Raw genomic sequence first — 16,357 nt, forward strand, 5'->3', positions numbered from 1 at the left:
AAATTCAATTAACCGTCACTTTTTTGCACTTTAAATTAACTTAAAGGAAAAGTATATTAAATTTAAGGGCTAGAAATCGTTTTCTTCTGATCTTCAATTCAGTGAAAGTAGGATCATAGAAACTAATGATGCTTTTCTACTCTTAGTAATAAAGGTAAATGATGAAAAACTGTTTTTAACTTCGCTGTTTTGTATGAATTACCTAATATAAGCAATGGAGGTATAATATATAATTTCTGCTAAAATTATTTGAATTAATATTGAAATTAAGAAATTGCTTTTTTATGCAATTTAATTTCAGAATATTTAAAATACTACATAGTAAGATTGATACATTATGTTTTCCTTTGATGGGAAAGTAACTTTAGTTGTTTTTTACTAAAGTTCAAACGATGCTAGGTTAATTACAGGACAAGTATTGCAGTTAATGAAGGAGTTACTGATGGTACCTAAAAAGGTGTCTAGTATAAAAACAAAAAAATTGAAAATGAAAGAGGGATTTAGAATGGCAGAATATCCATTATTAGAATCAGTTTACATGAACCCGGAGGAATTACCATGGATTCCATGGATGGAAGGCGTTCAATTTAAATTACTAAAAGCAAACCCAATAAATGGTCAATTTTTTGTTTTATTACAAGCTTCAAAAGGTGCAGCAATGCCTGCACATTATCATCATGGCACAGTTATTGTCTATACCATTCAAGGTGCATGGAACTATGAAGGTGAAGACTGGATTTCTAAAGCAGGAGATGTCATTTTTGAACCAGCAGGATCACTTCATACACCAATCATGCGCAGTGAAGAAGATGTAATTGTTTTAAATATTTTAGATGGTTTATTAGATTTCCAAGACGATGTAGGAAACTCAATTTTCAAATTAAATTGGGTGGCTGCTCTTGATATGTACAAAGCATATTGTGATGCTACTGGAACAGAATTTAAGGATTTAACAAAGTTTTAATTCATAATTAATTTTAAAAATCAGTTAACCCCTCCTTTATTAAAGGGGGGGTTAATGATTTTAAAATACGAAATTAGTACGATACAGCATTAAGTAACTTGTTTAAAATTCGAATCTATTTTCCCGTGAGCGTTTAAAAACTGAAAGTATTCATTAGTTTAAAGATAAAGAGGAGAGGAATTATGGATTACAATTTAAATAGAAATTTAAAAAATAGTGCAGCAATGTATCCAAATCGTTTTGCATATACATTTTTAGATCAAAGTGTAACTTATCAAGAATTAGATGAAATGGTTGATAAAGTTGCATTAGGATTATATGAGAATGGAATAGGCAAAGGAGATCGAGTAGCTTTAGTACTTGGAAATTGTCCTGAATTTGTGATTGCATATTATGGAATATTACGTACAGGTGCATCAGTCGTGCCGATTAATCCGATTTTTACTCCTCGGGAAATTACTTACATTCTATCAAATAGTAAAGCTAAGGCAGTTATCGCGAACAGTGGATTAAGTCATTTATTGTCATCGTTAGTTAATACGCTAGAAAATTTAAAAATTACTTTCTACACAGAATCACTTAATCCTTATAATAGTTGGGAACAGCTACTTCAAAGTTCGGAAAATGAGTTTGTTCCACCTTCTATTGAAGAGAATGATCTTGCGGTTGTTTTATATACCTCTGGAACAACAGGAAATCCAAAAGGTGCAATGCTTTCTCATAGAAATATGGGTTCGAATGCAGAAACTTTTGCGGAATTTTTTGGTTATACTCAAGAAGATCGAATTATCGCTACGTTACCAATGTTTCATGTATTTTGTATGACAGTTTGTATTAATACACCTATTAAATGTGGTGCTCACATTTTAATTATTCCAAAGTTTAATCCTACCGAAGTAGTTAATACAATCAGTAGAGAAAAAGCAACATTGTTTGCTGGTGTTCCAACTATGTATAGTTTTATGATGCAGGTAAATGCTACGGCTGAAGATTTTTCATCAATTAGAGCATGTTTCTCTGGTGGTGCTTCATTACCACTTGAGCTACTTAATAGATTCCAGGAAAGATATAAAGTTGATATATTAGAAGGCTATGGTTTATCTGAAACAGCTCCAATTACTACATTTACACCTTTAAATGGAATTAGAAAATCAGGTTCAATAGGTATAAATATTCCAAATGTCATTAATAAGGTTGTTGATCCAAATGGTTTTGAAGTACCAGTTGGGGAAATTGGAGAATTAATTGTTCAAGGACCGAACGTCATGCTGGGCTATTTAGAAATGCCTGAAGCAACACTTTCTTCTATTAAAGATGGATGGTTTTATACAGGAGACTTAGCGAAGATGGATGAGGATGGTTATTTTTATATAATTGACCGTATAAAGGATTTAATCATAGTAGGTGGTTATAATGTTTATCCAAGAGAAGTAGAAGAGGTATTATACCAACATCCTGCAGTTGTTGAAGCAGCTGTAATCGGAATTCCTGATAGTAATTATGGAGAAAGTGTAAAGGCATTTGTAGTTTGTAACGATCAAAATACTTCAATTGAGGAGATTATGTTATTTGCTAAAGATAGATTAGCAAAGTACAAGAATCCAAGAGAAATAGAAATTTTAACTGAACTTCCAAAGAACACTACTGGTAAAATATTAAGAAGAGCTTTACGTACTTCGGTTGAAAGTAAGTAATTAGTTTGTAAGATTAATTTTCATAATTTTAATCTATTATCCACTTTCATAATTCGATTTCAATAAAAGGAGAAACAAATGTGACTACTGTAATGCAAGCTTAAAGTCTAGTGAATTTCGTTTTGTTGTTCTCTAATGAATTATAATTAAACATAAATTGAAAGTACAAATAATATCGGAGGAACCTAAATAAATACTACACCCTGACTCCTGGTAAGCTAAACCATTTATAGCTTTACACAAAAAATGCACAGACTTACTAAAAACTATAGAAATAACAGAATATCAATGCATATTATTTCATCGGTCTATTGATTTATAGAACTTAATTGACCTAAAATATTCAGTAATACTGAGTAATCTTCGTACGCTGTAATTGACAGGGGAGGGGTCGCTGGTTCAAGTCCAGTTGGGATCATAAAAATGACAAGGCTCAAACCTAAGTATAAAAAGGGTTTGGGCTTTTCTTGTTCCCGCTATGATGAAACTATATAAGTGCTGAAAGATTCTAAGTACAGAACATACCGTACTAGAACAATCTATGAATTCGTATCAAGATTCCTGGACACTGCGAGAGACAAGTAAAGGTAGATAAATTGATAGATACTTACGATGAAATGGATGCTGGTAAACTAAAGTATTTCTAATAAGCAATAATGAGAGCTGGAGATGAATAAATACAAGAACTCTACATAAAGAAAAGCAAGACAAGGATATTGAGCAAATATTAAAAGATAAAAAATTAAATTCGAATGCCATCATGAAATTGAAGCATCTCTATTTTGAAGGATTTAACGGATTCAGTGTTTAAACTGGGTACCAAAATGTAAATGAGCCAGTCCATTCCAGGGGTTATGCATGTTCGTGTTACAAGAATATGCCAGGAAAATATAGCTTCAAGTAAAGAAGTAGTACGAGCGCATAAGGTATGGGAACTATATGGCTATAATGGTAAAGGATTATTAGTTGCAGTTGTAGATTCAGGAATTGATTATACACATAAAGATATGACATTATCTGAAGCAGCGAAAGCAAAAGAAAATTGGACGAAGGATAAAATCACTTAAAAATTTAATATTGCTCACAAATTGAACTATCAGATAACGCAAGGGGCTTAAGGAGAGAATCGTAATGAATATATTTACGAAATAGAATATGTGTTTCTAGTTCTATTTACACATTTTAAAAACACTCAACTTTTATATGTTTGTAAAATTCTATTAATGTTGTTAATTCCCCAAAAATTAAGAGAAAAACTCTTACTAAAAAAATATAACTTTCGACAAAATCATTAACATTCTTTCTTATAAAAACTTGAAAATCTATTTTAATAGTCTTTATTTATCATTTTTTTACATAAAATTTCAACAAGTATGTCTATAAATGGAGGGTCAACCGCAGCTGTAACAACCATACTTCTATCATCATTTACCGTTTTTGGAGAAACGAATGATACTTTAACTGAGCCCTCTTATGAAGCATCCTTACAATCATTCAAGCGATTCTATGGTACAAGCTTTTTACCAGACAGGTCTCCTTAATTTAGGTCCGGTAGGTCTTTTTGTGAATTAGAGAATAGCTTTATTAAACGCAAGTAGAGGAGTGTATTCAAAAGGGCCAGTAGCTAAATGGAAATGGCAGTTAAATATAGGTAGTATCACAATGTTTTAAAGGGGTAGAACTGCTTTTTTTCCTTATTTTAAAAGCCAATATCATGTAGATTAATAGCGAAATTTAGTATGAAAATCATATGAAATTTAGATGTAAATAACTGGTTTTCAATCAGAAGTTAAAATAATTTTCATCAAATCTCGCATATTACCCCAAACTTAATAGAGTCACTCTATTTAATATTCCTATTTAAATATCACTCTATTTAATATTTTTCCAAACTTTTTTGAAAATAATGGAGAATACTTACTGTTTTGTCGAATAGAGTCGATAGGTAAAGTGCGATATTTCCCCAATACAAGAAATTTGTTGAACCAAGTAAAATTAACTTACGGTTTAAACATTGTGAATATTCGTTAGATTCAAACCATAATAGCGAATGATTTCATTACTTTGGGGGGGGAAATATGAATTACAGAAAAATTATTACTAAAAGACAAACAAAGAAAGTATTTTCGTTTTTAGCGTTAAGTGCAATGTTAGTAAACCTTGCATTACCTCAATCTTTAACACATGTACATGCAGAAACGAAGCAAAATCAGCAAAATCTTTCCAGTGATACCTTTGGTGCGAAAGAAGTAAACCGTATTCTTGACGGGCTTACTCCTGAACAAAAGGCAAACATAAATAAGCTCACTGGAGCAGATAATGCTCAAAAAATCCGTGTGGATCAAAAAGATTTGAAAAGTCAAAAAAATATCAATGTAATTGTTCAATTTAAACAAGATCCAGCAAAAATCCAATTGATTAAGCAATCTTTGGCTAAAGGTGGAGCAAGAGTAAATAGTCAAGCTTTTGCAAGCTCATATTCAGACGCACAAAAAAAGGTTGAAGATTCTCATGCTAAATTTAAGAGATTTGTAAATGAACAGCCCAAAACAGAAATAATTGGTGGGAAATCTGTTAAAACGGGTATTAGTATTACGCGTGAATTTTCAGATGCATTTAATGGAGCAGCTGTAACACTACCAGCAAAAATGATTGAAAAAATTGCTGAAAATCCAGAAGTTGCTTCTATTTGGTCTCAAGTAGAATATGCGGCTGATGAAGGATCTACGTCAACTGCAGTAGAGGTAAGTGCTTCAGGTAAGCCTACAACAGGGCTTTCATTATTAGGTTTAGATAAACTTCAAGCTGAAGGTCATACAGGTATTATTAAATCTGGTCCTCGTGCAGGCCAAAAAATTAAGGTTGGTGTATTAGATACTGGTATTGACTATAACCACCCTGATTTGAAGGCTGTTTATAAAGGTGGACATGACTTAGTAAACAATGAAGGATTCGATGCAAATGGAAATATCAAATATGTTGATGACAATGACCCAATGGAAACGACTTATGAAGATTGGGTAAATGCGAAGGCGAATCCAGATGCATATGGACCACCTCCTGCAGATTATAAGCAGTATATCACATCCCATGGTACTCACGTTTCAGGAACAATTGCTGCAAATACGACAAATAATAACGATGTCTACTCAGCAAACGGTGTAGCGCCAGATGTAGACCTTTATGGTTATCGTGTATTAGGTCCTGGTGGACGAGGCACATCAGATTCTGTATTAAACGGGATTGATCAAGCAGTTAAGGATGATATGGATGTTATCAATCTGTCGCTTGGTGCAAACATTAATGATCCGCTTTACCCAACAAGTATAGCTATTAACAATGCTACTTTAACTGGTGTTGTTTGTGATGTTGCAGCAGGTAATGCTGGTCCAGGTGCAGCGACTGTAGGATCACCAGGAACATCTGCATTAGCGATAACAGTTGGTGCAAGTACTATTCCTGGAGATATTGCAGTAATGACACTAACGAACGGCTCCGCTTCTTATCAAGCTCGTTTATTTGGTAAAACTTTCGCACAAGCAGACGATGCATTTAATGGACAAACATTTCCAATTGTTGATGTCGGCTTAGGTAGTGCGGAGGATTATAATGGATTAAATCTGTCTGGTAAAATAGCTCTTGTGAAACGTGGCGGAGAGTATTTGTCAACAAAAATGGCAAATGCACATAAAGCAGGCGTAGCAGGTATGATTATTTGGAATAACAATGACGAAGCAGAAAACCAAGGATATATAACGAACGGTTTAGGCGTTAGCATGGATAATGTTTATTCTGTTTCATTAACTCAAGCGCTGGGACAAGCGCTATCTGATGCCATTTATAAGGATCCTAAATCTGCAACGATTTCGTTCCCGACTACACTTGATGCGCCAGTTACAAAGAAAGGCGACGAGTTGGCAAACTTTAGCTCAACTGGGCCAGTAAAAGATTGGACGATCAAGCCAGATGTTGTTGCGCCTGGTGTTGATATTTCGTCTACTGTTCCATATGACGTTTGGGAGCCACAAGATGGAGTAAGTGTAGAAAATAGAGATTATAAGTATGCTTATGAGTTAATGTCTGGGACTTCAATGGCAACGCCTCACGTTGCAGGTATTTCAGCATTGATTTTAGCTGCAAATCCAGAATATACTCCGGCAGATGTCAAGACGGCATTAATGAATACAGCTAGAGATATAAATATAGATTCAAAGACTTATAGCGTATACCAAGTTGGTGCTGGACGTGTTGATCCTGCGCGAGCAATAAAAGAGAAAGTGAAAATCCAAATTTTTGAAAAAACATTTGCAGTTGATTCCGATACAAATGCATTAGGTGAAGTTGATAGCCTAACAGGAAGCATGTACTTTGGCTTTAAAGGTAGAGGAGAAGGCGCAACAAACGGATCTGATGATGTCATTTCATCGAAAGATTTTAACGTAACAAACCAAGGAACTAGTAGTAAAACGTTTAAAGTAAGTACCCAATTTATTTCATCAAAATTTGCTGGTTCTAATAAAGTAGGACCTGGTACAGGAAATGATGTCAAAATTGATTTTACTGCCGGTGGTTCAAACGTGACATCAATTAATGTTGAGGGTGGCAGTACTGTTAATGCAACGGCAAAAATTACTGTCCCGTCAAACTCATTAGATGGTATTTACGAGGGGTATATTAATCTTGTAAATGCAGCAGACGCATCGGAGTCTTATCGCATTCCATTCACGATCGTCGTAGCAGAAAAAGGCATCGATACTTTTAAAGTGGGTATTAAAGCGATGGCAATGCCAGGTGGAATATCTGCCTATAACTTCTCGGTTAATAATCAAATGGAAAGCATGTATATTGTATTAAAAGATAAGGACGGGAAATATTTAGGTGTAACAAACACTTTAACTAATGCTAGTAATATTAATCCAGGTGTCCAATATGGCCCGTCGTTAATGCTATTTAATGGCCAATACATTCCGTTTACAAAACCATATGAAGGGTCATACGATGAATCTGGATTGTCAGATAAGATCGAATATATTAAAGAAGGTTCATACTCTGTTGAGATGATTATGACTGATGCAGCTGGTGAACGCTACACTGCAGAAGATACTGTTTATGTAGATAGTACACCACCAACAATCAGTATGGATAGCGACTCAAAGCCAGGGATTTATGAAATCGACCCTTCAGGTTACCAACCCGGTCAAGAAATTAAAGGATTTTATGGAACTGTTTATGACTCGAACATCGATGTCATGAAAAATAATGGCGAAACTTCGGTGCTAAGTCCAAAAGATGGTAGAACGCCAGTATCAGTCGATCAAGCATTGAATGGAGTTGTGGGTTACCAAGATAGTTATTATCCAACTGTATACTTTGATACAGATGAGAAAGGTCGTTTCCATTTTGGAATTTCACCTGAAGACTTAAATTCTAAATTTGGTAGCTATTTTTGGTTATATCCATATGATTATTCTGGGTCTGGTGATCCAAGTATAACAAAACAGGAATATTATTTTATTAAAAAAGGAAATCCTTATGTAACAATTACTAATTCTGGCGGTGTAGATGGAGGAAAAGGTAATGAAGATAAGGTAATAGTCGATAACAATAAACCGTTCAAAACGACAATTGCTACAAAGTACGGCGTGGGTATGACAGGCGCAAAAGTGATTCTTAATGATAGAGGAGTTTATAAATTTACTAATATTAGACTCTCAGAAGAATATAAAAACTATCTAATCAGTAAAGGAGTCGACCCTTCAACAGTATTAACTGTTAGTGAGCCGTATAAACATCAAACCTATCAAATAGGTAAAAACATTGATATTACTATATCTGGAATTGATACAAATGGTGCCCTAGACCATGATATGAGTATTATCGAAGCAGATGTGACCTATACAAATGAAGATCCGGTTGTTGGCCCGTTTGAGTTTAGTTTATTAACAGCACCAACTTTAACGTTATCTGGTACAGATACTAATGTAGCATGGTTCCCTACAAATGTACCTTATGTGCGTCAATCAAAATCTATGCTTCGAGGACGTTTAGCGGCTGAATCTTTCGCAAAAAACACAATAAACAATAACTATCCTCAATTTACAGTAGATGCAGGAGCGAAAGTTACTGTTAAAGATGATAATGGTAATATTTCTGAAACGGATAATCCTACAACTCCAAATAACACAATGGCTTATACGTTTATCAACCCGTATTGGGCAGTTACGATGCCTGTAAGTAATGCACCTTATTCAGTCGAAGCGAATGTGCCAGGACATTTCAAGGGATATGCGAAAACACCAGTCATTGGAGAAAATAAATTTGGATATCAATCAGGAACAGTAAAAGATATACCAACTCTTTTCCCGATTCTGTTAGGTGGAGATGTCAATGGGGATAACGTCATCGACATGAAGGATTTGAAGGAAGAAATCAATGTTTATTATCAATATAAGAACCTAAGTACATTTGGGAATCCAGACAATACTACAGCGAAGAAAACTGAGTTCTTGAAAAACAATAGAAATGCGGATATCTATTGGATCAAGCCATCAACGTTTGGTTATGGGATAGATTATAATGACTTTTATTTTATCTTCAAGAACTTTGGTAAACAAAATCAAAGCGCAATCGATGCAGGAATTACGGTTCCATCTGCACAAATGACAGTAGATCAAGATATGAACATTACGACACAGTATGGTGGATCTATCACATTAAAAGCAGGTGACACGCTACAACAGGTAATACAAAAGTTAAATTTTGCAGGTCCAAAACAAAAAACGTTTGGAACTATTCCAAAATTACAAGACTTACAAAATGGTGCGACTATTACCCTTATACCTCAAAGCGATGTATTCGTTGATGATGTGGTATGGAGAAAAGCGATAACAAATGTCTTAATCGGTTCAACCGATGTAACAAGTGCAGTAAATATCAAACCAGCATACCAGTATAGAGACGTAAATGGACAAACACAGACTATGCCTACTCAAATTATCTTGCCAGGTTCTTTATTTTCTGCGGCAGCTAATTATACGGCTACGATTAAGGCTACTGGATATCAAGATGTAACTACTAGCTTTACGGTTTCAGTAGTACCAATTCCGACGCCTGTAATTCCAATTATCACAGACCCAGCCATTGCACATATTGGTAAGGATTTAACGTTAACTTTCCCAGAAGATTCGAACTGGCGAAATGGAATCAATAAAGTAGTTGTAACAACGAATAGTGGTAAAAGTATAGATATCACGAATTTAACCAATCCAGATACAAATCAAAAATATTACGACATTAGTCAACCAGGAAAAATTATTTTCAATGCAAAAACATTTATGACAAATGCAACTCTTAATCCGAACGATGGCATAACATATAATCAAGCGACGATTAGCCCTGGTGGAACAAGTTATTTGCCAAATCTTTATAAATTTACTATTAGCTCAATAGGTGCGAATGGAACGGTTTATCCAGATGTTTTCGTAGGTTCTGACCCTATTTACACAGCTCAACAACCTGTTGGATATAGTATTACGTTTAACAGCCAAGGTGGCTCAGACATTAAAACAATGGCAGTGGGATATAAAGCGAGCGCGAGCCGTTCAGATGGACCAAATAGTGATTTACTAGGCTTTATGGCTCCAAAGCCAACAAGACCGGGATATAAATTCTTAGGTTGGTATAATGAACCATCTGGAATTACAGTATGGGATCCTGGAGTATTAACTGCAGACAAAACAGTCTACGCAAAATGGCAAATGAACTTTACACAAAGCTATTCACCTGTTGATGTAACGAAACCAAATGGTATCAAGTTCGACGGAACAAGTGGAACATCTGGAATTGGTTGGGTGCTTGGTGAAGGAGATCTTAATATCAACATTCCAGATTATGCGGCTAATATCCCTTGGTTAACAGGTAAGGATAAAATTGAAAAAATCGAAGCAACTTACTATAAACTGAAGAGCGATGGAACTGCAGAAGCTACACCAACAACGTATACATTAGATCCAAGCACATATGACATGTCATCCAATGATCGAATTGGAACGCTTTCATTTACGACTCAAACTGAAAGCTATGCGACTGAACATCCAAACGAAAAGTTTGCCTTTAGTGCAGCACCAAGTTTAGGAAATGTAGGAAACATCAAAGGCTACATGTTAAAAGTTACAGCAACAACTGGTGAAACAACTGAGATACCGGATGTTATGTTAGGCTATAGACGTCACATTGACTTAAACGGTGGAACACTGAAGAATCAAAATGATTTATACTTCTCCGATCAACTTGTAAATGGAAAAGCTAGTGTACCAAACATGAGTACAGCTTTATCACATGTAACAAACGGAAATCTTTCAATTAGTGAAAAATTATATCTAGACAGTGCGAACTCAAGTGATAAAGTGTCACCAATTTCACAAAATAATGGTATATATCTAACAGATAATGCAACCTACTATTTATGTTGGATGAAAACTGCACCAACTGTTTTAAAAGATACAGTTGAAAATAGTGTAGGCAATGAAATAACATTAACCTTTACAGATGATGGAACTTGGAAAAATAATATCAAACAAGTGAAAATTGGTTCAAAAGAATTAGTATTAGATAAGGATTATACAATTACAAATAGCTCTATTACATTAAACAAAGACCTATTCATAGCAGGACAAAAGGTCAATGTGGTGATTGTTTCTGAAGGTTACGCGGATGCATTAGTTATTGACCAAGTTGTTGGTTATAAAGTAACGTTTGTATCAAATGGTGGTGATCCTGTCCCCGCTCAAATCGTTGATCGAAGTGCAACGAAGCCAATCGATCCAACAAAGGTTGGCTATAAGTTCTACGGTTGGTATTTGGATCAAAATTTAACAATTCCATATGATTTTGCAAGCATTGTAACAAAACCAATTACACTTTATGCTAAATATGCATTAGTGGGTTCTCTAGTTATAACAGATAGTACAGATAACGCTCTTGGAAATGATATTACACTTGAATTCGTTGATTCTGAGTGGGCAAACGCTATTACCAGAATTAAGGTTGGAGGAGTTACTTTAGATGAATCGAAATACAAGGTAGATAAGGCTGCACGTACGATTACATTGGATAAGAGTGTCTTCACTAAAACTGGAGATTTCTTAATCACGATCAGTGCAACTGATTATGCAAATGTCACTGTAACTCAAAAAGTTGTGAATGGATATAATGTCCATTTTGTGGTTAAGGATAATGCTCCATTTGAAGTAAAAGACCAAATTGTAGCACGTAGAATAACTGCACCAACTGTTTATGGTTATGATATAACTTGGTTCGCAGATGAAGAATGCACAATACCATGGGATTTCACAAGTTCGATCTATTCTGCAAAAACACTTTATGGAAAGTGGTCACCAACTAAATTTACTGTTATTTTTGATCGTCAAGATGGTAGTTTAGTAGAGTCTAAAACAGCAGCATATAACACGACAATCACAGAGCCATCAGCACCAACAAGAACTGGATATACATTCGTTGGCTGGTACAAGGATGCAGCAGCTCAGAATGTATGGAATTTTGCAACTGATAAAGTAACAGAAAATACAGTTCTTTATGCAAAATGGAGTATCAACTCGTATACAGTATCATTTAATAGCCAAGGTGGAAGTGAAGTAGATTCTAAAAAAGCAAACTACAACACGACAATTGAACAACCACCAACAGCACCAACAAGAAAAGGTTACACATTTGCTGGTTGGTATAAAGATGCTGAAGGTCAAGAAACATGGAATTTTGTAACAGATAAAGTAACAAACGATGTAACGCTTTATGCAAAATGGTTATTAAATAAACCAGTTGTTAATCCAATCGATGACAATGATACAAAGATTTCTGGACAGTCGGTAGCAAATGCAACAATCACTGTAAATATCAGTAGTGTTGTAATTGCAACTGGAAAAGCTGATTCCAATGGAATATTTAATATCAAGATAAAACAAATTAAAGCAGGTACAGAGTTATCTGTATATGCTATAGATGCAACTGGAATTCAAAGTGGTATTACAAAAGTCAAAGTGCAATTAAAAAAGTCAAAGTAATAACAATACAAGCAATTGATAAAGCTGGAAATATTGGCAAATGAAGGAAGAGGTTCTGTAACGATATAGTAAACAAAAAACAAGCATACCATGTATGCTTGTTTTTTTATGATGATACAACGATCTTTCAAGAAATTTTTGAAAGAGTGAGTAGTTTTACTCGTGAACTCAAATTGTAAATGCAAAATTTATAAATATTTCCCCAATTTATCTATAATTTCTCCCTTCAATAATAGATAAAATACGCACAAAATGAAGATAAAATACCTAGTAAATAAAGCGGTGTTTTTCAAATAAATACAAAGAACGATATGTATTGACAATAAGTTGTGTCTGATTGAATAAGTCTTTTGAATTAGGAGGGCAGACTATATTTTCCCAATTTACAGAACTCTTTCTATTCTTAATAATGATAAGTACATAAGTAATTTGTAATGAAAACTCGCGAAGGTAATGTAGACTAATCATACTCAAATTTCTTTTCAAATCGTTGAATTTTATTCATTCAGACTTACGTATGGAATAATAGAATCGGAGGAAGAAAATGGGGAAAAAGGGAAAGAATAATCGTAAATTTATTAAAAGCTTGGCTGTGTTTACTCTTTCAACTAGTTTTATTTTAAGTTCTCTTGGCCAAGTATCAAATGTCTCAAAGGCCGTTAGCGTTTCGACTGTTGATAAGATGCTTGCGAATTTAACTGAGGAACAACGATCAGCTCTTCATCAACTGACTACAAATGAAGCATCTGGCCTTCAAGTTTCTGCAGATACTGATTTAAATTCTACAAAACAAACTCATGTCATTATTGAGTTTGTAAATAAGCCAGCAAAAGTTGCAAAAATGGTAGCAAGTATGAACGGACAACAATTATCAAATGCAGATGCATCAAATTTAATAGATCAAGATCATGAAGTGTTTAAATCAGACATTCAACAAATTTTAGCAGGTGATCAACAAAACAAGATAGATTATAAGATTACTAAATCATATAAACATGCTATTAATGGCGTATCAATGACGCTACCAGCTAACCAAATTAAAAATCTTTTAAAATCAAAAGCAGTTAAATCAGTATGGAGCAATGAAACATTTTCAATTGAGCCACCTGCTGAGGAAAGTAATCAATTTAAAACGGATGAATTTAATATCGCGAATTATTCGCCTTACGATGCTCTTGACCGTTTGCATGCAGAAGGATTTACTGGTAAAGGAATTAAAGTAGGGATTTTAGATACGGGTATCGATTATCATCATCCAGACTTAAAGGATGCCTTTAAGGGGGGATATGATTTTGTTGATAATGATAATGATCCGATGGAAACAACATATGATGATTGGAGAAAATCAGGTAAACCCGAATTTCAAACTAATTCATATTACACAGAACATGGAACTCACGTAGCAGGAATTATTGGTGGCCGTGGGGTAGCCGATAGTGAGTTTAAAACTGTTGGTGCTGCACCAGAAGCTGACCTTTATGCATATCGAGTACTAGGACCCTACGGTAGTGGAAACACTGATGCGATTCTTGCGGGGTTAGATCGTGCTGTACAAGATGGTATGGATATACTAAATCTGTCATTAGGTAATGGTTTAAATGATCCACTTTACGTAACTTCAATTGCTGTAAACAACACTGTACTTAGTGGAGTAACGACAGTAGTAGCAGCTGGTAACAGTGGTGATAAATCATATACATTAGGCTCACCAGGTGCTGCGGCATTGGCCTTAACTGTTGGTGCATCTTCAGTTGCAATCGATCTTTACCAATTCACTGGTGTACAAAATGGGATGAATTATACAGTAAGACAATTAGCGAGAAATTATAATGATGATTTAACACAGTTAAAAGGAAAAACTTATCAGCTTGTAGATGTTGGACTGGCTAGAACTACATCTGACTTTAATGGTAAGGATTTAAATGGAAATATTGCTTTTATTAAACGAGGCTCGAATGCGTTAATAGATAAAATCAAAAATGCAAAAGCAAGAGGTGCTATAGGCGTCCTAATGTACAATGATGAAGCAAATAGTGGTGAAGGACCAATTCAGTCATTCTTAGGAGAATCGGTTGATGCAATTCTAGCATTTTCAGTATCAAATGCTGATGGAAAAGCAATATTAACAGCTATCAATACAGGTAATACAAGCTTCACATTTGGAGATTATTCAAAGGTAAAGACAACAGGGGATGAATTGGCGGCATTTAGTTCTCGTGGACCTTCTCGAGTAAATTATGATATTAAGCCAGAGGTAACTGCTCCTGGCGTATCAATCATGTCAACTGTTCCGTTTTATATTAATAATAAAAATGTTGATGGCACACATACAGAAGATTATCAAAATGCATATCAACGCCTATCAGGTACATCAATGGCAACACCTTATGTTGCAGGTGTGTCTGCACTATTACTACAATCAAATAAAAATCTTGATCCAGCGGATATTAAAGCAAGCTTAATGAATACGGCTGATCCGTTATCAAAGGAATATAGTGTATTTGAAATCGGTAGTGGTCGAGTGGATGCATATGAAGCGATTCATTCAAATGTTGAGATTCAGGTAGATGATCGTACGCCTATGATCAAGAACAATAATGAAAAATCTGTTAGAGAATTAACAGGTGGCATTAGCTTTGGAACATTTGGTTCAGATAATCAAGATATTACCGATGAACGTAATGTTATGTTAAAAAACCGTAGTGAAAAATTAAAAACATTTGATGTAAATGTAAAATTCCAAACGGGCTTAAGAGGTTCAAAGGATGCAGTTTTAAATAATGTGACATTAGATGGACCAAGTTCCGTTAATATTGAAGGGAATAGTCAGCGTGTTATCAAATTTAATTTGTCAATTCCAAAAACAGCTGAAAAAGGAACATATGAGGGATATATCGTATTTACAAATAAAGAAGATCCAACAGAATCATATCAAATTCCATTTGGTTCTCGAGTAGTAAATGAAGGTATTGATACCCTTTCAATCGCTAACCCTATGTACTCAGGTGATATCTCTATCCCAGATAGAGCATCAATAGCAATAGCATATCAATTCTCATTAAAATCGCATATGAAATATATAGATGTGATAGTCCAGGATGCAATCACTGGTGAAGATGTTGGTTACCTTGGTTCATTTGATGGTCGACTAGTAGATGAAAACATAGGATACGGAATTAACTTTGGTTTTAGCGGTACTTACTTTCCATTCACAGGTGATCCGAAAAAACCAATAAGTGATTCAATTGTTCTTGCAAAAACAGGTCACTATAAATTAAAAATGGTCGGGACAAATGATCAAGGTAAAACATTCTCGAAATCAGCCGATTTCATTTATGAAAAAGGTGCACCAACGATGACTTCAAGTTTTGATTCGTTAGATCAAAAGGTTATTGAATATAAAGATAGTCAATTTGATTCAAACGGACAATTTTTGTATGACTTCAATATCAATGTAAATGATCCAGAAGTAGAAGATGCAAATCGAGCTGGAATTCCAATAGATCAGTCTAGCAATCAAGTTGTTCCATATAACAATGAAGGATACCCAGAAATTCCAAGAAACACTGATAAAAATGGAAACTACAAAGATCAAATACTAGTACCAAGGGATAAAATAC

The 16,357-nt window shown here is 34.6% G+C and carries 5 protein-coding genes; all 5 read left to right on the top strand.

Going from position 1 to position 16,357, the window contains the following annotated elements:
• The first annotated feature begins 505 nt into the window (after positions 1 to 505).
• Entirely contained in the window at positions 506 to 964 is a 459-nt protein-coding gene (locus V7056_RS02665; protein ID WP_499699032.1) for a 2,4'-dihydroxyacetophenone dioxygenase family protein, read from the top strand.
• Between the two features lie 182 nt (positions 965 to 1,146).
• A complete protein-coding gene (locus tag V7056_RS02670) occupies positions 1,147 to 2,658 on the top strand; it encodes a long-chain-fatty-acid--CoA ligase (RefSeq protein WP_499699034.1) in 1,512 nt (503 codons plus the stop codon).
• Positions 2,659 to 3,488: 830 nt separating this feature from the next.
• Entirely contained in the window at positions 3,489 to 3,725 is a 237-nt protein-coding gene (locus V7056_RS02675) for a hypothetical protein (RefSeq protein WP_499699036.1), read from the top strand.
• A gap of 1,011 nt (positions 3,726 to 4,736) precedes the next feature.
• On the top strand, positions 4,737 to 12,737 hold the full coding sequence (locus V7056_RS02680) for an InlB B-repeat-containing protein (RefSeq protein ID WP_499699038.1): 8,001 nt from the start codon (positions 4,737 to 4,739) through the stop codon (positions 12,735 to 12,737).
• 544 nt (positions 12,738 to 13,281) lie between these two features.
• Positions 13,282 to 16,357 (top strand): S8 family serine peptidase (locus V7056_RS02685; RefSeq protein WP_499699040.1); only part of this gene is annotated, 3,076 nt, incomplete at its 3' end.

Source organism: Bacillus sp. JJ664 (assembly GCF_036962205.1).
Classification (GTDB): domain Bacteria; phylum Bacillota; class Bacilli; order Bacillales; family Bacillaceae_G; genus Gottfriedia.

Coding starts and splice junctions, on each gene's coding strand:
- V7056_RS02665 (WP_499699032.1), top strand. CDS start 506: ATGGCAGAATATCCATTATTAGAATCAGTTTACATGAACCCGGAGGAA.
- V7056_RS02670 (WP_499699034.1), top strand. CDS start 1,147: ATGGATTACAATTTAAATAGAAATTTAAAAAATAGTGCAGCAATGTAT.
- V7056_RS02675 (WP_499699036.1), top strand. CDS start 3,489: ATGAGCCAGTCCATTCCAGGGGTTATGCATGTTCGTGTTACAAGAATA.
- V7056_RS02680 (WP_499699038.1), top strand. CDS start 4,737: ATGAATTACAGAAAAATTATTACTAAAAGACAAACAAAGAAAGTATTT.